Source organism: Microbacterium sp. ABR10, from assembly GCF_057812175.1.
Genome location: NZ_CM173821.1, coordinates 957,703 through 977,553, shown reverse-complemented (window position 1 = coordinate 977,553; position 19,851 = coordinate 957,703). Strand labels below are relative to the sequence as shown.

The following is a 19,851-nucleotide window of genomic DNA, read 5'->3' as shown; positions in this document are numbered from 1 at the left end:
CGCCGCGAGACGCGTTTCTCACGAGGCCACCAGCGACCACCGCCCGCCCCGCACGGCGCAGAGCCCGCCTCACACCACGGAAGGCCCGCCCCACGCGGGGGACGAGCCTTCCGGATGCCGCGACCACAGAGCCGCGGCGAAGGAACTCAGACCAGGTCGAAGCGGTCGAGCTCGGTGACCTTGCGCCAGGCGGCGACGAAGTCCCGCACGAACTTCTCCTTCGCGTCGTCCGAGGCATAGACCTCGGCGAGCGCCCGCAGCTCGGAGTTCGACGAGAACACCAGGTCGACGCGCGTGCCGATCCCGATGCGCTCCCCCGAGCCGTCGCGGGTGCCGTCGAACGCGTGCTTGCCGCTGTCGAGCGGCTTCCACGTCGTGCCCAGGTCGAGCAGGTTCGCGAACACGTCGTTGGTCAGCGCGCCGGGGGTGTCGGTGAACACACCCCAGTCGCTGCCGTCCCAGTTCGCCCCGATCGCGCGGAGCCCGCCGACCAGCACGGTCATCTCGGGCGCGGTGAGCGTGAGCAGGTTGGCCTTGTCGAGCAGCAGGAACTCCGCCGGAAGCCGCGTCTCGCGCGAGGCGTAGTTGCGGAAGCCGTCGGCGATCGGCTCGAGCCAGCGGAACGAGGCGACCTCGGTCTGCTCCTGCGAGGCGTCGGTGCGGCCGGGGGTGAAGGGCACCTCGACCTCGACGCCGCCGGCGAGGGCGGCCTGCTCGACACCGGCGTTGCCCGCGAGCACGAGCAGGTCGGCGATCGAGACCTTTTTGCCGTCCGCGGCCTGCGCGTCGAACCCGGCCTTGACGTTCTCGAGCACCTCGAGCACGGATGCCAGCTGCTCGGGGTTGTTGACCGCCCAGCTCTTCTGCGGCTCGAGGCGGATGCGTGCACCGTTCACGCCACCGCGCTTGTCGGAGCCGCGGAACGTGGATGCCGCGGCCCAGGTCGTGGTGACCAGCTGCTGCACCGTGAGGCCGCTGTCGAGGATCTGCCGCTTGAGCGCCGCTGCGTCGGAGGCGTCGATCAGCGCGTGGTCGACGGCGGGCACGGGGTCCTGCCACACGAGCACCTCGGCGGGCACCTCGGAGCCGAGGTAGCGCTCGCGCGGGCCCATGTCGCGGTGGGTCAGCTTGAACCAGGCGCGGGCGAAGGCGTCCTGGAACGCAGCGGGGTCCTCAGCGAAGCGACGCGAGATCTTCTCGTATGCCGGGTCGACGCGGAGGGCCAGGTCGCTGGTGAGCATGCGGGGCTCCCGGCGTCCGTCGGAGTGCGCCTCCGGCACGAGGCCCGCGCCGCCGCCGTTGACGGGACGCCACTGGTGCGCACCCGCGGGGCTCTGGAAGAGCTCCCACTCGTAGGCGAAGAGGATGTGGAAGAACTCGTTGTCCCAGCGGGTCGGGTGGTAGGTCCACGTGACCTCGAGACCGCTGGTGATGGTGTCGTCGCCCTTGCCGGTGCCGTGACTGTTCGTCCAGCCCAGGCCCTGGTCGTTGATGTCGGCGGCTTCGGGGTTCACACCCACGTGCGAATCGCTCGCGGCGCCGTGCGTCTTGCCGAAGGTGTGGCCACCGGCGATCAGGGCGACGGTCTCCTCGTCGTTCATGGCCATGCGGCCGAACGTCTCGCGGATGTCGTGCGCCGACAGCTGCGGGTCGGGCGTGCCGTTGGGGCCCTCCGGGTTGACGTAGATGAGACCCATCTGCACCGCCGCCAGCGGGCGCTCGAGCTCGCGGTTGCCCGTGTAGCGCTCGTCACCGAGCCACGTGGTCTCCGGGCCCCAGTACACGTCGTCGTCGGGCTCCCACACGTCGGTGCGGCCACCGGCGAAGCCGAAGGTCGGGAAACCCATGTCTTCGAGCGCGACGTTTCCGGCGAGGATCATGAGGTCTGCCCACGAGATCGACTGGCCGTACTTCTTCTTGATGGGCCACAGCAGACGGCGGGCCTTGTCGAGGTTGACGTTGTCGGGCCAGCTGTTGAGCGGGGCGAAGCGCTGCATGCCGGCACCGGAGCCACCACGGCCGTCGGTCACCCGGTAGGTGCCGGCGCTGTGCCAGGCCATGCGGATCATCAGCGGGCCGTAGTGACCGAAGTCGGCGGGCCACCAGTCCTGCGAGGTCGTCATGACGTGCTGGATGTCGCTCTTCACGGCATCCAGATCGAGCGCTTCGAACGCCGCGCGGTAGTCGAAGCCCTCGTCGAGGGGGTCGCGCAGGGTGTTGTTCTTCGCGAGGATCTTCACGTTCAGGGCCTCGGGCCACCACACGCGGTTGGCCGAACCCTGGGTCGGGTGCGGCAGGGCACCGGCGGGCTCGCTGTCGGCGGGGGCCTCGCCCACCGGCAGTCGGTTGTCGTCGGGGGCGGCGCCGTCGTGGAAGACGGGGCATCCGTTCAGAGTGTCGCTCATCGGGATCCTCTCGGTTTTTCGGCTTCGGACTTCGCTCGACAATCGGAGCACACGCCCCAGAACGTCACCTCGGCGGTCTCTATGACGTAGCCGCTTCCCTCGGGCACGTGCAGGCAGGGGGCGGACCCCACCACGCAGTCCACATCGTCGATGCGTCCGCATGAGGTGCACACCACGTGATGGTGGTTGTCGCCCACGCGCAGTTCGAACGTGCCGGCGTGACCGGCGGGTTCGATGCGGCGGGCGAGACCCGCGTCGGCGAAGTCGCCGAGCGCGTTGTACACCGACTGCTTGCTGGTGCCCGGAAGGATGCCGCGGATTCCGTCGTACACGGCGTCCGCCGTCGCGTGCGGATGAACGCGCAGAGCCTCGAGCACGGCGACACGCGTCGCCGTCACCCGCAGACCCGCGCCGCGGATGAGGGCATCCGCGGCGGCATCCGGTCGACTGTCGAGCATGCGACGAGCCTACCTACTTTTGAGTGAATCAAAAATGACACGCCGGGAAACGATCGGGATTCCGGATGCCGTTCACCCGGCCGTCAGCGTCGGCGTTCCCGCCTCGTACTCCGTAAGGTCACCTGTCTCACCGACGCTCGCGGCTCGGCGGCCCACCCACAGCATGTAGAAGAGGAAGACGCCCAACGCCGCAGCGCCGATGGCGATCTTGATCGGCCACGGCCAGTCGCGCGGGGTCACGAACCCCTCGACGACGCCCGACAGTGCGAGGGCGAAGACGAGTCCCACCGCCACCGTCGCGAGCGACCGCCCTGCAGCGGCGAGGGCCTCTCCGCGCGTGCGTGGGCCGGGCGCGACCCACGCCCAGAAGATCTGGAGCCCCGCCGCCCCCGCGACGAAGATGCACGTGAGCTCGAGAAGACCGTGCGGGAGGATGAACTGGAAGAATACGTCGGCGCGGTCGAAGGCGATCATGATCGCGGCCGACTGACCCACGCCCACGGCGTTCTGCATGATCACCATCGCCGGCCATACCCCGGTCACCCCGAACATCACGCACTGCGCCGCGATCCAGGCGTTGTTGGTCCAGACCGTCCCCGCGAAGATCGCGTTCGGATTATCGCGGTAGTAGTCGACGAACTGCTCGTCGGCGTAGTTCTGCAGATCGCTCTGCGCGCCGAGCGCGGCGATCGCGGCGGGATCGCCCGAGATCCACAGGGCGACCAGCGTCGACACCAGGAGGAAGAACACCGTCACCGCCAGCGTCATCCATCGCACGCGGTACAGGGCCGCCGGCAGCTGCAGCAGGAAGAAGCGAGGCAGCTGCTTGAGCACGTTCTCGCGGACGCCGGTCAGGCGGAGCCGGGTGCGAGCCAGCAGGATCGAGACGTAGTCGCCCTGCGGGGTGCGGCCGGCCGACGTCTTGATGTCGGCGAGATCGGCCGACGCCGCACGGTAGCGGGTGACGAGTTCGTCGACCTCGGGGCCGCTCAGATGCCGCGTGCGCCCGAGCTCGTCGAGACGGGCCCACTCGTCCCGCCGAGCAGCCGTGAGGGCGTCGAGGTCCATGTGGTCAACTGTACGCATGGCTCTGCCTCCGACCCCCGCTCCCGCGGTCTCCGTGGTGCACATGAACGCGGACGAAACCCTCACCGGCGAAGCCGTCGCCCTCGACGTTCAGCCGGTCGGCTTCTTCCTTCGCGCCGTCGGAGTCGTCATCGACTTCGTCGTCGGTATCGCCGTGCTGGTGGGCTGTGCTCTGCTCCTGCTCTGGATGATCGGGGCGGGCACCCTGCCGGAGTCGGCGATCGGCATCGGCGTCATCTCGTTGCTCGTGGTCGTCATGGTGGTGCTGCCCACCACGGTCGAGACGCTGTCTCGCGGGCGCAGTCTCGGCCGGCTGGCTGTGGGGGCCCGCATCGTGCGCACCGACGGCGGCGCCGCGGGCTTCCGGCAGGCCTTCATCCGCGCGTTGGTGGGGGTGCTCGAGCTGTGGTTCACCCTGGGCGCGATCGCGGCCGTCGTCGGCATCTTCACGCCGCGCGCGCAACGCCTCGGCGACCTGCTGGCGGGTACGGCCAGCGAACGCACCCGTACGCGCCCCTTGCCGCCCGCTGCCCCCGGGGTGCCACCGGGTCTCGAGCCCTGGGCCGAGATCGCCGACGTCACGCGGCTGCCCGATCGTCTCGCCGCGCGCATGTCGCAGTTCGTGCGCGGAGCCGAGGCACTGGAGCCTGCCGCACGAGCCCGCGTCGCGGCATCCCTGGCCGAGGCCGTGCGCCCCTTCGTCTCACCCCACCCGTCCGTGGATGCCGAGACTTTCGTCCGCGCGGTGTCGGCCGTGCGGCGCGACCGCGAGTACCGCGCGCTGGTCCTGGAGAGTTCGCGGGCCGCGGCGCTCACCGAGCAGCCCTGACCCGCACGGCTTCGATTCGGGGCGGATATGGCCGTTCGGGGCGGGATTCCTTTGCCCCGAAAGGTGAAGCACTCCCCCAACATCCCGATGGAGGAGTGCGAAACCCGACCTTCCGCGCACGCCCTTCCGGCGCGAGAGGATCAGGTGCGCAGCGTCTCGTGACGCACGACCACCCAGCCCTTGGGAACCGACAGCCGATCGGCGTGGATCGCGCACAGGTCGTGCGCATGAGGGTCGCCGGCGGGACCCATGGGGCCCAGGGCTGCCATCTGGTCGCCGTAGTCGTAGGTGAGGGTGCTCATCGCCTCGCGGGCACATCCCACCTTCGAGCAGAGTCTGTCGCGCATCGCCGGTCAGCCTAGTCAGCACCTCCCTCGCAGCCTTCGCGCCGCGCCGATGCCCGGCATCCGCTCCCTCACCGCCGGCGCATGCAGGGTCTGCCGGCCGGTGCACCCGGGTCTGCCCACCCGGGCGCACGCGCGAACGTAGGATGGGCGCATGATGCGTCGCCGATCCCGCGAAGCGCGGCCGGTCGCCCGCCCCTCGCGTCACGGGCGGCACGGGCGCGAGAACCGCAGCCCGGTGGTGCGACCGCCGCTGCCCCCGATCGACACGCGCGTCGAGAGGTTCGACATCGCGGTGAGCACCGCGGCGGAGTTCCTGCGCTCGGCCTGGACCGATCTGCGCGAGGTGTCGTTCGAGATCGGCATCATGCCCCCCGCCTCAGCCGACGGCATCCCGCGCTGGACGGTTCTGCGGGAACAGAAGCGCATCATCTTGTACCGCGTGCCCATCGAACGCCTGGGACACCCGCACCACGACGACGATCTGCACCGTCGCATGGTGATCGAGGGGGCCGTGTTCCGCGCGGCCGCCGAGTACCTCGATCGCGATCCCTGGGACCTCGGGCCGGAGCGCTTCCGCTTCTTCTGAGCCACCGCCTCAGGGATGACGCGACCCCGCGCCTCTCGCCGCTACCGTGGCGCGGCCCCGGCGCGTGCCGCCGAGTCAGCCCCTCAGGGCAGGACGGTGACCGCCGACGCCGCCGCATCGGCGGGCCAGAGCGGGTACGACGCCAGCGCCGACGTACCGGCGTACGTGACGGCGGCGCGCACGGGCGCAGTCGTCTCGAGGCGGTACACGCCGGCCGCGACCGACAGTGCCGCGCTCGAACCCGCAGCGATAGAGGTCGCAACGGGGTCGCCGCCCTCGACGGGAGTGAGCGTGACGCTCGCGTCGCTCGTGCCCGTCGCGAGCACCACCGCCGCCCCCGAGCCGGGGGCCACGGCGACGACGCTGGGATCGGCGATCTCGGGGGCCGCGGCGTACCAGGCGAAGTCGGAGCCCTGACCGAAGCCCGTCGTCGACCACGTCGCGCCCACGACGGGGGCCGTGGCCGTCACCTCGACCGTGTACATGCCCTCGGCTGTGCCCGACAGGTCGACGGCGGTGGGGAGTCCGGCGCTCAGCGGGATGTCGAAGGCGGCGGGCGCGGGGGTCGCGGCACCCACCGGGACCAGGGTGATGGTGGCGGTGGCGTCTCCACCCGGCGCCAGAAGGCGCAGGACGGTGCCGGCCTGCCCCGCCGCGGTCGCGATGACCTGCACACCCGGCATCACCAGGCGTGTGTCGGCCTGCGCCGTCGGGGCCACCTGCTCGACACCGCCGGGCAGCAGCACCCGGGTCACACTCGACTGCAGCGCCGCGTGTACGGGGGCACCGGACGAGACGACCCGCACGACGGGACTCTCCTCCCCCAGCAGCAGTCCCGCCAGGGGCACGATGCGGCGCTCGCCGGCCGCGACGACGATGTTCTGTCCGCTGGGCGGCGTCGACACCCCCTGCGAGCCGTACACCGACAGCTGCACCGTCGCCGGCACGCTGCCGGGGTTGGCCAGCTCGATGAGGTCGTTCGCGCCCGTGGTGCTCGCGCCGCCCACGAGCCACGACTCCGCCAGCGGCGGACGGCACGCGGAGGCCGCGAAGCCGACGAGGTCGTCGGAGGCGGCGGTGGCCGACGTCGCCGCAGCGATCGAGGTCAGGACCCCCTCGCGCGGCGCCGCTCGAAGGACCGGGGCGTCGCCGTCGGAGGCTCCCGTCGCCCCGCCGAGCGCGCTCGTGGTCGCACCGGCGTCGGCGGGTCCGCTCACGATCTCCGACGGGGCAGCGGCGCTGAGGCTGCCCGCGGCGTCGGCGCTGCGCCCGAGCGCCAGCAGCGGACCATCGCAGGCGAGCACCGTGTCGCTGGGCGCCGGGGTCGCCTGCAGACGAACCGGTTGCGCCGCGTACTGGGGCCAGGGCACCGCAATCGCGGCGACGGTGCCGACGACGGCTGCCGCCGCGATGGCCGCCCCGGCGACCAGCCGAGCGCTCGTGGCGGCGTAACGGGCGAGACGGCGCTCACTCATCGCGAACCTCCCGATGTCGGTCCGACGATGCGCGGGGTGCGACGCGCGACGCGACGCGAGGCGGCGGTGGGAACGGCCAGCAGCAGCGCGATCACCAGCACGCCGAGCGAGCCCAGCGCGACGAGCCGCTGAAGGGTCGTCCCGTGCTCGTCCAACGGCGCGCGAGGGATGACCTCGGTGTTCACGCGCCAGAGGTCTCCACGCGACGTGGTTCCCACGGGATCGAGCAGGTCGCGCTGGTCGAGAGAGGTGGCGGCTCCCAGCCGGTCGCCGAGCACGACGTCGTTCTGTGTCGACGGCGCCGAAGACAGCAGGACGAAGCCGATCCCCCGCTCGGCCAGCCGCGATACGACGTCGTCGGTCGACGGTGACACCAGATCGGCGGCAAGGGCGGCGAGTTCGCGTTGCTGGTCGTCGGCGGAGGTGCGCGTGGCGTCGACCGTACTCTGGCCCGACAGCGTGGCGCTTCCGCCCCAGACCACCTCGACGCGCAGTCCGTCGTCGCGGGGGTCGAGCACGAGCGTCCCGATGGCGAGCGAGCCGCGCCCCTCGGCGGCGACGAAGGCGGGAAGAGTCGAGACGGGTCCGTTCGTCAGCACCGAGCGCTGGGTGGCACCGTCGGCGAGTTGCGCGGTGAGCGCCGGAGCGACGGCCACGGCGAGCGCCAACACCGCCGCGAGCGCGCCGATCGGGCGCAGGGCCCGGACACGGTCGGGGATGCCGGCGTCCAGGGCGACGACGGCGGCGCCGACCAGACCCACCCACGCCAGGCTGAGGCCGGAACCGGCCCAGAGCGGCACCGCGGCGGCGGAGTCGTCGAACGACACGGCGACACCGACGGCGGCGAACGCCGTGGCGAGCCCCGCTACGGCGATGACGATGAGCCCGGATGCCGTGATCCAGCGCGCCGTGAGCACCGACAGCACGGCGAGGAACGCGAGCGGTGCCACGAGCAGGCCCACCCACCACACCGGGTGACCGAGCAGACTCGCCCACCCGCCCGGGTCGGAGGTGGGGAACCCCGCGGCCAGCAGCGCACGGCCGATCGGATCGGGCGAGACCTCGGCTCCCGCGAACGGCACGCCGGGGTCGGCGAGCAGACCCCACGCGTTGCCCGCTCGCACCTGGGTCCATACGAGCGGGGCGAAGATCACCGCCGAGGGGATCACCAGCCACACCACGCGGGCGATGCCGCGGCCGGCGACGAGGGCGACGACCACGAGGGCGGCGCACCACAGCACCACCACCGCGGGTGCGAGGGACGGCGCGCAGGCGAGTACCGCGACGAGCAGCACGGATGCCGCCCCGGCCGGTGCCCAGGAGCGATGCGCGACGCTGGCGGCGGAGAACAGCCACGGCAGCAGCAGGTGCGCCAGCACCCCGGCGGGACGGCCCTCGACGAGCGCGGCGAGGAAGGTCGGTGCGAGCGCCCACGAGATCGCCGCGACGATGCGCAGCAGCGACGACTCCGTCACACGCGTGGCGGCGAACCATCCGCCGAGCACGGCGAGCGGGAGCGCGAGGACCCACAGCACGACGAACGCGCGCGACGGATCGCCCGGAGACAGGGTCCCGACCATCGCCACGAGAGCTGCGAACGGGTCGGCGGGGCCGATGGCATCCAGTCCGAGTGGGCGCTGTCCCCAGGCCGCGTCCTGCCACAACTGTGCGACATTCGCCCGCAGAGGCGCCAGTGCGCCGCCGCCGAGCACCGGCCAGGCCAGCAGGGGGGCGAACAGCACCACCGAGACGGCGAGCGCGCCGAGCACGGTCCACGCGCCGCCCCCCACGAAGAACTTCAGTTCACTGCGGACGGGGGCGTCGGGGTCGCCCACGTCGCCCTGCCAGCGCACGCGCATCTCGGCGCGCGAGACGCGCAATGGGGCGATCCGAGACCATCCGACGCTCCGGACCGCGCGGATCCGCCGCCGCGCGCGGGCGACAGCGGCCGGCCGCGCCATCACGAGCAGCGTCGCCCCCCATTCGGGCAGCACGCGGTGCGGCACCTTCGTCACCAGGTGGACGAACGTGCGCCACAGGGCGAGGGGCAGGAACGACAGCCAGTGCAGCGGGACCGCGGGGGCCGGCGCGTACACGAGTCGGCGGTGCAGTTGCGCCGTGCGGGTCGCGAACGCGCGGCGGCGCGCGCGGCGACGACCGCGGGCCATGGCCGCGACGCCGTCACCGGCGACGGCGACCCGGGCGGCGGGGACCACGGCGACGAGGCGCGCGCCCAATCGCGCGCGGACCCCCAGGTCGAGTCCCTCGTCGGCACCGCCGAGGGCGGGATCGAGGCCTCCGAGCGCGGTCCAGGCGTCGCGCCGCACGAGGAGCCCGCGCACGTCGGCACCGAGCACGTCGGAGGAGCGATCACGCTGACCCTGGTCGAGCTCGCCCGCGACGAGGTCGACGGTGGCGCCGTAACGATTCATGCTCACGCCCAGGGACCGGATGACGTCGCGATCGTCCCAGTCGACGAGCTTGGGGGCCGCCACCACCAGCGGCGGCGAGAGTTCGAGGGCACCCGCGAGACGCTCGAGCGCCTCGGGATCGGGGGCGGTGTCCTGCGCCAGGAGCCAGACCGCATCCCCCGTCAGGCGGGGTGTCGCCAGCGCCGTCGCCGCGGCGAACGACGTCCCGGCGGATGCCGTGATCACACCCTCGGCTCCTGACCCGGCGGCCAGGCGAGTGAGCTCGGCGTCGGTGCCGCACAGCACGATGGTGAGGGCATCGACGCGACGGGTCTGGGCCGCGAGGGCGGAGAGCGTGCGCTGGAGATGGTTCGCCGCGGGAGTGCGTCCTTCGGGACGCACGACGAGGATGGCGTGTACACGGTCGGGCATGACGCGGATCAGCCTAAGTCCGCCTCGGCACGATCGCGGACGCCGCGCCGTCGGCCACCGGATCGCTCACGCGTGCAGCGGGGGCGGGGGCGTGCGACTCAGGCGCGACGCTTGAGCTTGCGGCGCTCGCGCTCGCTGAGTCCGCCCCAGATGCCGAAGCGCTCGTCGTTCTGCAGGGCGTACTCGAGGCACTCGCTCTTGACATCGCACGAGGTGCAGATGCGCTTGGCATCGCGGGTCGATCCGCCCTTCTCGGGGAAGAACGCCTCGGGGTCGGTCTGCGAGCAGAGCGCATCGGTCTGCCACGCGAGGGTGTTCTCCTCGGTCGTGCCGATGTCGCGGCGAACGCCGGGAACACCGAGGTCGACCGGGTCTACGAACCAGTTGTCCGGAACACCGGACCGGTACTGCGACGTCGCCATATCATCCTCCCCCTCGTTCGAGCCCCCATGACGCGGCCTGCACGTAGGGATAATTACACCCGTGTGATTCGGATTGGTCAAGTCGCGGATGGTAAACCCTCAAGGGCGACCTGAACCTTCAGGACACGCCACGGCGTGTCGCGGTCACGCCCCCGGCATGGCGACGAAGACCTCGCCGGCGCCGTCGCTCGCCAGCGGCGACTCGTCGGGGGTCACCAGCGCCGCCTCGCCGGCAGCGAGGGTGATCACGGCGCCCGACGCACCGGTCAACGTCGTCGACCCCGCCACGCCGAGGGCGATCGCGACGCCGCGCAGGTCGAGACGCGCCTCCGCACCCTCGGCGAGGTGCCCCAGCGCGAAGTCGGCGATGCCGGGGGCGAAGACCTCCGCCTCCCCGGCCGGCGTCGGACGCAGGAAGGGCGGCTCGGCCGGACGGAAGTCGACGAGCGCGAGCAATTCGGCCACGTCGATGTGCTTGGGCGTCAGGCCGCCGCGCAGCACGTTGTCGCTCGCCGCCATGATCTCCACGCCCAACCCCGCGACGTAGGCGTGCAGGACGCCGGCCGGCACGAAGATCGCCTCGCCCCGGCGCAGCTCCACGAGGTTCATCAGCAGCGCGACGACGATCCCGGGATCCGCCGGGTACGCCGAGTGCAGCGAACGGGTCAGCTCCAGCTCCGCGGCGAAGGGGGAGGATTCGGTGGATGCCGCGGCATCCACGATCTGTGCGATCTCGGCCGGATCGGCCTCGCCGAGCAGCCAGCCGATGGTCGAGCGCAGCGCGTCGGCGGCGTCTCCCCCCGACAGGTGGGCGCGGAGCGTCGCGACGGCGGGCGCGTCGCCGAGGGCATCGACCAGGGCGCGGGTGCGTGAGATGTCGCGCAGGCCCGCGAGCGCGGTGAAGGTGTCGCTCAGGGCGACGATCACCTCGGGCTTGTGGTTGTCGTCCTTGTAGTTGCGCGACCCCGCGTCGCGCGGGACACCCGCAGCCTCTTCGCGGGCGAACCCCTCGACGGCCTGCTCCTTGGAGGGGTGCACCTGGATCGACAGGGGGGCCCCTGCGGCGAGGAGCTTCAGCAGGTACGGCAGCTTCGCGGGCAGGTGCTGCTGCTCCGCGACGGCGGGCAGCCACGCGTCGAGCGTGCGGTCGGTGCCGTCGTGCACCACGGCCGGCGAGCCCGGGTGATCGCCGAACCAGACCTCGGCTTCGGGGGCGCCACGGGGCTCGCGTCCCTCCAGGTCGGCGATGAGCGTCGGGCTGCCCCAGGCGTAGTCGCGGGGCGTGTTCGAGATCGCAACAAGCACGGGCGTCAGCATAGTGCGAGCACCGAACACGCCCCGGATGCCGACGGGTAGCCTGAACCCATCATGGCGATGTACACGAACCACCCCGTGTCGGCGCTGCCGACGGCGCCTCCGCGCGAGACGACGGGGCACCTGCTGCTGCGGGCGTGGTGCGTTTTCGTCATCCTGCTCGCCCTCGGCGGCGTGGGGCTCGTCAACGCCGCCGGTCCCGTCGTGGCAGCCGTGGTCGCGGTGGCCTCGGCCATCGTCTCCGCCGTGATCTGGGTCGTGACCCGCCCGCCGATGGCCGTCCGGCGTCTGCCCTGGCTGGCTTTCGCGTACCTGGCCTGGGCGACGGCGTCGATCGCGTGGAGCGCCTGGCCCGCGGCATCCGTCCTCACCTGGCTCCTCCTCGTGATCACGACCTTCCAGGGCCTGTTCGTCGGGGCGGTGCTCACCTGGCGCGACGTCGTCCGCGCCGTCGCATCGGCGGCGAAGTGGGTCGTGGGACTCTCGCTGCTCTTCGAGGTCGCGGTGTCGCTGCTCGTGCGCGGACCCCTCCTCCCCGGTTTCGTCGTGCCGTCCGCGCGCATGGACCCGATCCTGTACTGGTCGCGCGACAACCTCTTCGACGGCGGGCGCATCCAGGGCCTCTTCGGCAACGCCGACCTGCTCGCCGCGGCCATGCTCGTCGCCATCATCGTGTTCAGCGTGCGCATCGCCGCCGGCGCGCCCCGGCGCGTGCTGCTGATGCTGTGGACCGCCCTCGCCGCCTTCCTGTTCGTGCGCGCGGGCTCCGCGACCGCGTTCATCGCCGCCGCCTTCGTGGCGCTGGTCCTCGGCACGGTCCTCGTCATGCGCACCGCCCGCCGCCCCGGCGAGCGCACGCGCTGGTACCTGCTCTACGCCGCGATCGGCCTGGGCTTCGGCGGCGCCCTGTGGCTCGGACGCGAGACGGTGTTCGGCGTGCTCGGCCGGGAAGCCGATCTGCTGGGGCGCGAGGGCATCTGGGCCGACGTGCTGGCGCGCGCCGATCAACGCCCCATCGTCGGCTGGGGGTTCTCGACGCCGTGGATCCCCACGGAGCCGCTCATCGGCGGCTGGATCGTCGACCACGACCAGACCGTTGTGCAGGCGCACAGCATGTGGCTCGACGCCTACCTGCAGCTCGGCGTCGTCGGTGTCGCGTTGCTCGCCCTGGTCTTCTTCGCGTACGTCTGGCGGTCGTGGTTCTTCGCCGTCGACCGCCCCCGCTGGGACCTGCGCGACGACCGCCCGCACTCCCCCCTGACACTGCTGCCCACCCTCATCGGCGCCCTGCTCGTGGTGCAGGGACTCACCGAATCGGGTCCGCTGCTGCTGTGGGGATGGATGTTCGTCGTGCTGTTCGGCGCCAAGATCAAGCAGACACCGCTGGTCGGCGTCGGCCCCAGCGAGCAGAGCATCTCGATCGAGCGCGGTGAGCTGGTGCGGCCGTCCGCCTGAGCGGCGCGACCGACCGGCCGCTCGACGATCGGCGCGGCGGGGCCAGCCGTGAGGTTCGCGCGGAGAACGGACGGTTATGATCGTCGGGCTATGACCGCGCACGCCGACGCCTCGTCCCCCTCGCGGGATACCGCCTTCGACCCGAAGACCGCGACGATAGTCGTCGTCACCTACAACCGCACGCCACTGCTGACACGCTTGCTCGAGAGCATCGAGCGGATGTCTCCGGCACCCGGGCACCTCGTCATCATCGACAACGCCTCGACCGACGACACGACCGACGTCGTGGAGTCGTTCCGCGACCGTCTGCCCACCGAGCTCGTCTACCGCCGCCTCGAGACCAACACCGGCGGCTCGGGCGGGTTCAGCGAGGGAATGCGCGTCGCCTACGACCTCGGTTCCGAGTGGATGTGGCTGATGGATGACGACGTCGAGGTCGTCTCCGATGGCCTCGCGCGTATGGGGAGATGGGCCCCCCGGTTCCGCAGCATCCAGGGACGCCGCTACGACTTCGACGGCAGCGAGTTCTACTGGCAGTACCGCGTCGCCGAGTCGATGGCGATCCCCATCCCCTACGCCCCGGCCGACTTCGACGATTCGGGCTTCAAGCCCATGAACTCGGGCTGCTTCGAGGGCATGTTCATCCACCGCGACATCGTGGCGAAGATCGGTCTGCCCGACCCCCGCTTCTTCATCTACTGGGACGACCAGCTCTACGGCTGGCTCGCCTCGCGCGAGACGCCGTCGGTCATCGTCGACGAATTCGTCCTGCGCCGCACGCGCGAGATCAAGCAGTGGGACATGGGCATCCGCCACATGAACGCCTCGAGCGACGCGTACCGCTACTACATCATGCGGAACCGGGCCTACCTGCAGAAATACTACCGGGCGCTGGGCGTATACCGAACCCTCCCCTTCGCCGCGGGAACGGCCCTGACGTTCGTCAAGGAGCTGATCCGCCTGGTCGTCGTGGAGCGCAAGATGAGCGGCACGAGCCACCTCTTCCGCGGACTGCGTGACGGGCGGAAGATCTCCCGCGACGCGTCGTGGAAGCCGATGCCTTCGCTGAAAGACCCTCAGCGGGCGAACTGAGCGGGTTCCCCTCCCGAACCGAGGCGGGCGTATCGTCGACAGCTCTCCGGCTCTTGCGCACTCGAGCCCCTCCTTCGCGCAATCACGAAGGAGGAGGCGGACACGCTCCCGTCCACCAACCGGATGTCGGCGGGGGACCGATAAGTCACTCCCAAGGAGTCGGGGCTCCCGGCTGACACCGCAGGTCTGACGACGCGGCGGGGATCTGGTTCTCCGGCGCGGGTGAACCCATTGCACGCCACTCATCGAAGGTGATGGCGCGGTTCGAGATCCCCGGCTGCAACCCTGCGTTGGGGTCATAGACAAGATTCATTGCACCGACGTAAGACAGTTGCGCACCACCGAAGATCCGCCACACCGTGTCATTAGCGGTGCGGGTGACGGTGTACGGCGTGGGGGATCCGAGTCGTGTCCATTGTTCGTACGTCAGTCGACCGCCATGACCCGTAGTCGTGTCGCACAGGTAGGCGATTCCCCCCGTCGCGTCCCACGACAGCCGAACGAATCCGCGGCCCTCCCGAGCTGCGAATGCCGGGAACCCCGCACCGCTCCACTGCGAGAAGGTGAGGGTGATGATGTCGCCCGCGTCGTCCTGAGCGAAGAGCTGCGGCGAGGTACCCCACTTGTAGACGGAGATCGACGGCCCCCACGCGAGGGTGCCGACCGCGGGGGACCCGGCGGCCTGATACTCCTGCCACGTGATGGCGTCGGAGATCGTGACTTCCGCTCGAGCGAACTCGGTGGTCGCGGTAACAGTCGGAAAGGTCAGCACCTTCTGGAACACGGTCGGCGCAGCCGTGAACTTCGGGAATCCGAGTTCCGACCATTCTTCAAAACTCAGCGGAACGACATCGTCATCGGTGACCTCGTAGATGGTGCCGTCGTATGACGTGCGCACGTACTCGGGTTCGAGAGGCGCGGCTTGCGCCTGCGTCGACGAAAGAAGCGTGCCGACGAGTACCGCGGCGGTCGCAGCGGCCGTGAACGCTCGTGTCATGACAGGAATCCTTTGGTGATGTCCGCGTGAAACTGCGGGATATTGGCATCGACGCACGGAGGGAGAGTCTCGCTCCGCGATGTCGCAATCCGTCCTCGGATCGCGGCCCGAGGATATCGCACGGTCTGCGTCCTCGGGAAAGCAGTGCTCCCGCAGACGCGCAGGGAGAGGTGGAGCATGATCGCGGAAACGTGCACCGGTGCAAGGATCGCGAGTCGATGGAGTCGCCCTCCTCCAGTGGCGTGATGCCTGCGGTTGTAGATGCCTCCCCGCAAGATGTTCTCACCCCGCGTATAATCCGTCGCGGGTCCGTCTAACCGCGCCGACCTCCTCGCTGGCGTCCCGCGCTTCGGAAGCCGCATCCGAATCGGCCAGCGGGACTAACTCGCAAGGAATTCGTGTCCGCCTCGACTCTCACCCCACTGCGTCGCGCGCGTGACCGTTCGAACGCCCGGTCATTCCGATCCGAGATTCAAGCGTTGCGAGCACTCGCCGTCCTGGGCGTTCTCGTCTTCCACCTGTGGCCAGAGAAACTTCCCGGCGGATTCGTCGGCGTCGATGTGTTCTTCGTCCTTTCCGGCTTCCTCATCACCGATCACCTCGTTCGAGAGCTCGCCAGCCGCGGGCGGATCTCCCTTGCCCAGTTCTGGGCTCGCCGGGCACGCCGTCTGCTCCCCGCCGCGATGCTCGTCCTCTTCTTCGTCTCGCTGGCAACGCTCATCTGGGTTCCCGACACACGGTGGACCCAGTTCGGCGGCGAGATCGTCGCCTCGGCCTTCTACGTGGAGAATTGGGCGCTTGCCGCCCAGTCGGTGGACTATATGGCGCTCTCGAACGTCAAGTCGCCCGTCCAACACTTCTGGAGTCTTGGGGTCGAAGAGCAGTTCTACCTCGTATGGCCCGTCCTGCTGGGAGCCATCTGGCTCTTTTTCCGCCGGCGTGGAGGACGAACGATGCGAGCGGTCGTCGTCGCCCTTGCAATCCTGACGATCACCAGCCTGATCTACTCAGTCACGCTCACTGCGCTGGCGCCGACGGTGGCGTACTTCTCGACCTTCACCCGCGCATGGGAGTTCGGTGCGGGTGCTACCTTCGCCGCGATTGCTGCTCGCGGAGGGCTCCGCATCCCAACTCGCCTCGCGGCGTTGACGTCCTGGTTAGGGCTGGGGATGATCGTTGCGTCGATGACGCTCTTTAGAGGGGATACGCCCTTCCCTTCCTTCACCGCTGCACTTCCCGTCGCGGGAACGCTGCTCGTGATCGCATCGGGCAGGCCGCTGAGCGGCTGGGGTCCTCGCCGACTGTACGAGCTTCGAACCGTCCAGTTCGTCGGGGATGTGTCGTACGGAACCTACTTGTGGCACTGGCCACTGATCATCTTGCTTCCGTTCGTTCGCGGCGCCCCCAACGGTAACCTCGAGTCCGTCGCCATCTTGTTTGCGTCCATCGCTCTCGGTTGGTTGTCGAAAACACTCCTTGAGGACCCGATACGCACGCGGTCATTCCTCGCCCGGGCACGCCCACGGTGGTCATTCGCCGCAGTCGCGGTCACGACCGCGGCGATTTCGATCGCGACCCTCCCGCTCGTGACGCACGCGATCGCGGCTCCCGAGACCGCCGACCGGGTGGGTGCGTGCTACGGAGCCTCGGCCATGGTGGACGCGGACTGCGGCCCAGCCGACGAGGTGCCCCTCCTCGCCGACCTGTCGTCGTTCTCGGCAGATCTGCCTCCTGCCGAGTTTCTCCAATGTGAGCTGAGCACGAACAACGGAGAGTTCCAGCGATGCGACTTCGGGGAGCGGGGTGCGCCCGGCCCTCATGTGGCTCTGTTGGGCGACTCGCACGCCACCCGTATGGCGGAGCCCATACGAGACCTCGTCGCCGAGAAGCAGGGGCGCCTCAGCACCTTCCTCCTGTCGGGCTGCGCCTCGATGACGCGGGAGACCACCGGAAGCGCCTGGGGATTCGACGCGGAATACGCCGAAACGTGTCGCTCCGTCTCGCAGGACATGATCGAAGAGATCGCCCGCGACGCATCGATCGATGTGGTGGTGATGACCAACCGGTCGCGACTGTACGTGTCTGATGACGTTGAGCGACACCCGCTTACGTCCGATATGGTTCGCGACACTGTTCGGGAGTTCAAAGATGCGGGTAAGCGCGTCATAGTACTACGGGACCCTCCGGAGCGGTTCGCCGTCCCGCCGCAAGGAGGAGAGGGCGCCGCGGATTGCCTGTCTCGTTCGGATGCACCGTCCGACTGCGCCCTCCCCCGAGCTGCAGCCGAATTCGCGGATCCCATGAGGGAAGGCGGCACCGCCGCAGGCGCGGACGTCGTCTCGCTCGACGATCTGCTCTGCAGCGACACGCAGTGCATGTCTCGCATCGGCGGCGTCGTCGTCTACTCCGACGATAACCACCTCACTCGTTCGTTCGCCTTGAGCCTGCTTCCCGAGCTTCGTCAACGACTCAGTCTCTGAGGATGCGACTCTGTATTTTCAGCCGAGCCGTTCGGGGAGCTGCTCCGCCAGTGATCGATTGAGCGAGCGGGCGTAGATTCGGGTGAGGTGGTTGTCGTCGCGGTATACCGCGACATTTCCGACGACGCCCACGCACAAGTCGTCGGGACAGATCCACGGGGTGAGATCGAGCAGGCTCACCCCGGGTCGAGCGAGAGCTTCGGCCGGGTTCTTGTCGGCGAGAGATGATGAGCGAGGCACGGCGCAATCGAGCGGGTCCGCGGCATGCACAACGCACCTGAACATGTCGAAGGCGAAGCGCGGGTTGTCGCGCATCGCGAACACGTCGATCCCCGCCGTCTCCATCCGGTCGACGAAGCGCTCGACGCCGGGGCGCACTTTCTCGTCGTCCTCCCCCGCGTCAGAGCGGGTCACCACGGTCATCACAGCGTCAGGTTTAACCTGCTCAACGAGACGGATCGCCGCCTCGCGCCATGGGTCGCACAGCTCGTCCATGCCGGGCTCGTCGAGGCCCATCGAGCACCCACCCTTGATGAGGAAGACGAGGCCCCAGCCGTTCGCCTCCGCCGACGGAAGCAGGGCTGCCGTAATCTGCTGGGCATGTGAATCACCGATGACCACCACGGTGTGACGAGCCCGCGCGGTATGCGCGGTCTCGTGGCAGGTACCGCGCAGTTGCTCAACGTCGGTGGCCCACTCCCCCGTACATTCGCGCTCGAGCTGCGTCCACTCGGCTTCGAGCAGCGTCGGCAACGGCAGGAGCGTCGCATCGGCCGGGATCTCCGCAAGGGCGGGGTCGCGCAGCACGGCGGCCCCCGGATTCGCAAGCTGGGCCCGCGCTTCGACGGCCCGTTCGTGCACCCGACTCGTCGTCTGCCAGGCGCCGACCGGCAGAGCGACCGAAACGACAGCGGCCGTCAGTACGGCGATTGGCACAAGGGGCGAGGCGTCCCCGCGACGCCAGGCCCGCACCGGTTGGTCGACGGCGCACGTCAAGGCGCGGGCGAAAAGAAGGGAGAGCCCGACGATGCCGAGGCCACCGACGAGTCCGACCTCGGTGCGGTCGTTCACCATGAGGAACGTCACGAGGATCGGCCAGTGCACGAGGTAGAGCGCGTAGGCGTCGCGTCCCACGGCGCGGAGGGGACGGGACGCCAGCAGCCGCGCCGGACCGTGGCGGCTCTCCCCCGTGCCGGAGGCGACGATGGCGGCCGCGCACAGCACCGGCCATAGAGCGAGGAACCCGGGGAACCCCCCGCGAACGTCCAGCAGTATCCCGAGGACCAGGAGACCCGCCATCCCCGCCCAGCCGAGGATGCCGCGAGAGATTGCACCCAGACGCAGGTGGGGAAGTGCCACGACGAGCAAGGAACCGGCCGCGAACTCCCAGAGGCGCGCACCGGTGTCGAAGTAGGCCACCTGCTGCGCGGTCGCGGTGCGCACCACCGAGTAGATGAACGAAAGGGTGAAGACGGCTCCGAACACCGCGCCGACGACCCGGTCCGGCGACAGGCCCCGCCGCCGGACGACGAGCTGACACAGGCCCAGCAACGCGATCCATAGGACGAAGGCCTGTCCCTGCACGGACATCGACCAGAAGTGCTGGAGCGGACTCGGCACTTCGGTGCGGGCGTAGTAGTTCACGGCATCCGCAGCGAGCAGCCAGTTCTGCGTGTACGTGAGAGAAGCCCACGTCTGCTCCCATACGCCGCGCCACGACGTCTCGGGATACAGGGCCCAGACGACGACCAGAACGCCGACGAGTGTGACGCATGCCGCGGGGAGCAGCCTGCGGAAGAGCCCCAGCAGGTGCGTCGCAGGGCGAACGGGCGACGGTCCCGTCATCCGGCTGACGAAACCTCGCGTCAAAAAGAACGCCGACAGCATCAGGAAGACGTCGACCCCGCCCGACACCCTCCCGAACCACACGTGGTACGAAACGACCAAGAGGATGGCCACGGCACGAAGGCCGTCGACGTCGGGCCGATAGGCCCAGCGCCCCTCGCTCGCCCCGTCAGCTCTCGCCGACCGGGTGTTCGACCCGAGGGTCAGATGCACGGAA

At 70.0% G+C, this 19,851-nt stretch carries 15 protein-coding genes; 5 read left to right on the top strand and 10 right to left on the bottom strand.

Features of this window, described 5'->3' with window-relative positions:
- Positions 1-146: 146 nt before the first annotated feature.
- The 3 genes from katG to ACXKZF_RS04385 form a co-directional block, all read right to left on the bottom strand.
- Positions 147-2,405 (bottom strand): catalase/peroxidase HPI, encoded by a 2,259-nt coding sequence (gene katG, locus ACXKZF_RS04395; RefSeq protein WP_488985508.1) that lies wholly within the window; start codon positions 2,403-2,405, stop codon positions 147-149.
- Positions 2,402-2,863 (bottom strand): Fur family transcriptional regulator, encoded by a 462-nt coding sequence (locus ACXKZF_RS04390; RefSeq protein ID WP_055958388.1) that lies wholly within the window; start codon positions 2,861-2,863, stop codon positions 2,402-2,404. The genes katG and ACXKZF_RS04390 overlap by 4 nt, the downstream gene beginning before the upstream one ends.
- A 72-nt stretch (positions 2,864-2,935) precedes the next feature.
- Positions 2,936-3,931: a stage II sporulation protein M gene (locus ACXKZF_RS04385; RefSeq protein ID WP_488985507.1), complete on the bottom strand. Its 996-nt coding sequence runs from the start codon at positions 3,929-3,931 to the stop codon at positions 2,936-2,938.
- Between the two features lie 16 nt (positions 3,932-3,947).
- Between ACXKZF_RS04385 and ACXKZF_RS04380 the strand changes: the two genes are divergently transcribed.
- On the top strand, positions 3,948-4,778 hold the full coding sequence (locus tag ACXKZF_RS04380) for an RDD family protein (RefSeq protein ID WP_488985506.1): 831 nt from the start codon (positions 3,948-3,950) through the stop codon (positions 4,776-4,778).
- A 140-nt stretch (positions 4,779-4,918) separates the two neighbouring features.
- Here ACXKZF_RS04380 and ACXKZF_RS04375 read toward each other — a convergent pair whose 3' ends face one another.
- Positions 4,919-5,125 carry a DUF3499 family protein gene (locus tag ACXKZF_RS04375; RefSeq protein WP_055958394.1) on the bottom strand — a complete coding sequence of 69 codons (207 nt, stop codon included), beginning with the start codon at positions 5,123-5,125 and terminating at the stop codon, positions 4,919-4,921.
- A gap of 154 nt (positions 5,126-5,279) precedes the next feature.
- Here ACXKZF_RS04375 and ACXKZF_RS04370 point away from each other — a divergent pair, with 154 nt between their 5' ends.
- Positions 5,280-5,711: a hypothetical protein gene (locus ACXKZF_RS04370; RefSeq protein WP_374108650.1), complete on the top strand. Its 432-nt coding sequence runs from the start codon at positions 5,280-5,282 to the stop codon at positions 5,709-5,711.
- Positions 5,712-5,794: 83 nt separating this feature from the next.
- Here the strand turns inward: ACXKZF_RS04370 and ACXKZF_RS04365 are convergent, their stop codons facing one another.
- The 4 genes from ACXKZF_RS04365 to manA form a co-directional block, all read right to left on the bottom strand.
- On the bottom strand, positions 5,795-7,186 hold the full coding sequence (locus ACXKZF_RS04365) for a DUF5719 family protein (RefSeq protein WP_488985505.1): 1,392 nt from the start codon (positions 7,184-7,186) through the stop codon (positions 5,795-5,797).
- Positions 7,183-10,029: a glycosyltransferase gene (locus ACXKZF_RS04360; RefSeq protein WP_488985504.1), complete on the bottom strand. Its 2,847-nt coding sequence runs from the start codon at positions 10,027-10,029 to the stop codon at positions 7,183-7,185. The genes ACXKZF_RS04365 and ACXKZF_RS04360 overlap by 4 nt, the downstream gene beginning before the upstream one ends.
- 98 nt (positions 10,030-10,127) lie before the next feature.
- A complete protein-coding gene (locus ACXKZF_RS04355; protein WP_488985503.1) occupies positions 10,128-10,451 on the bottom strand; it encodes a WhiB family transcriptional regulator in 324 nt (107 codons plus the stop codon).
- A 144-nt stretch (positions 10,452-10,595) separates the two neighbouring features.
- Positions 10,596-11,756 (bottom strand): mannose-6-phosphate isomerase, class I, encoded by a 1,161-nt coding sequence (gene manA, locus ACXKZF_RS04350; RefSeq protein ID WP_488985502.1) that lies wholly within the window; start codon positions 11,754-11,756, stop codon positions 10,596-10,598.
- 63 nt (positions 11,757-11,819) lie between these two features.
- Here manA and ACXKZF_RS04345 point away from each other — a divergent pair, with 63 nt between their 5' ends.
- Together ACXKZF_RS04345 and ACXKZF_RS04340 are read left to right on the top strand one after the other, a co-directional pair.
- Positions 11,820-13,220 (top strand): O-antigen ligase family protein, encoded by a 1,401-nt coding sequence (locus tag ACXKZF_RS04345; RefSeq protein WP_488985501.1) that lies wholly within the window; start codon positions 11,820-11,822, stop codon positions 13,218-13,220.
- A 90-nt stretch (positions 13,221-13,310) separates the two neighbouring features.
- Positions 13,311-14,312 carry a glycosyltransferase gene (locus tag ACXKZF_RS04340; protein WP_488985500.1) on the top strand — a complete coding sequence of 334 codons (1,002 nt, stop codon included), beginning with the start codon at positions 13,311-13,313 and terminating at the stop codon, positions 14,310-14,312.
- Between the two features lie 145 nt (positions 14,313-14,457).
- On the opposite strand, the gene ACXKZF_RS04335 is transcribed toward ACXKZF_RS04340, so the two are convergent.
- On the bottom strand, positions 14,458-15,309 hold the full coding sequence (locus tag ACXKZF_RS04335) for a hypothetical protein (protein WP_488985499.1): 852 nt from the start codon (positions 15,307-15,309) through the stop codon (positions 14,458-14,460).
- 398 nt (positions 15,310-15,707) lie between these two features.
- On the opposite strand from ACXKZF_RS04335, the gene ACXKZF_RS04330 reads away from it, so the two are divergent.
- Positions 15,708-17,789 (top strand): acyltransferase family protein, encoded by a 2,082-nt coding sequence (locus ACXKZF_RS04330; protein WP_488985498.1) that lies wholly within the window; start codon positions 15,708-15,710, stop codon positions 17,787-17,789.
- An 18-nt stretch (positions 17,790-17,807) separates the two neighbouring features.
- On the opposite strand, the gene ACXKZF_RS04325 is transcribed toward ACXKZF_RS04330, so the two are convergent.
- On the bottom strand, positions 17,808-19,847 hold the full coding sequence (locus ACXKZF_RS04325) for an acyltransferase family protein (RefSeq protein ID WP_488985497.1): 2,040 nt from the start codon (positions 19,845-19,847) through the stop codon (positions 17,808-17,810).
- Positions 19,848-19,851 lie beyond the last annotated feature (4 nt).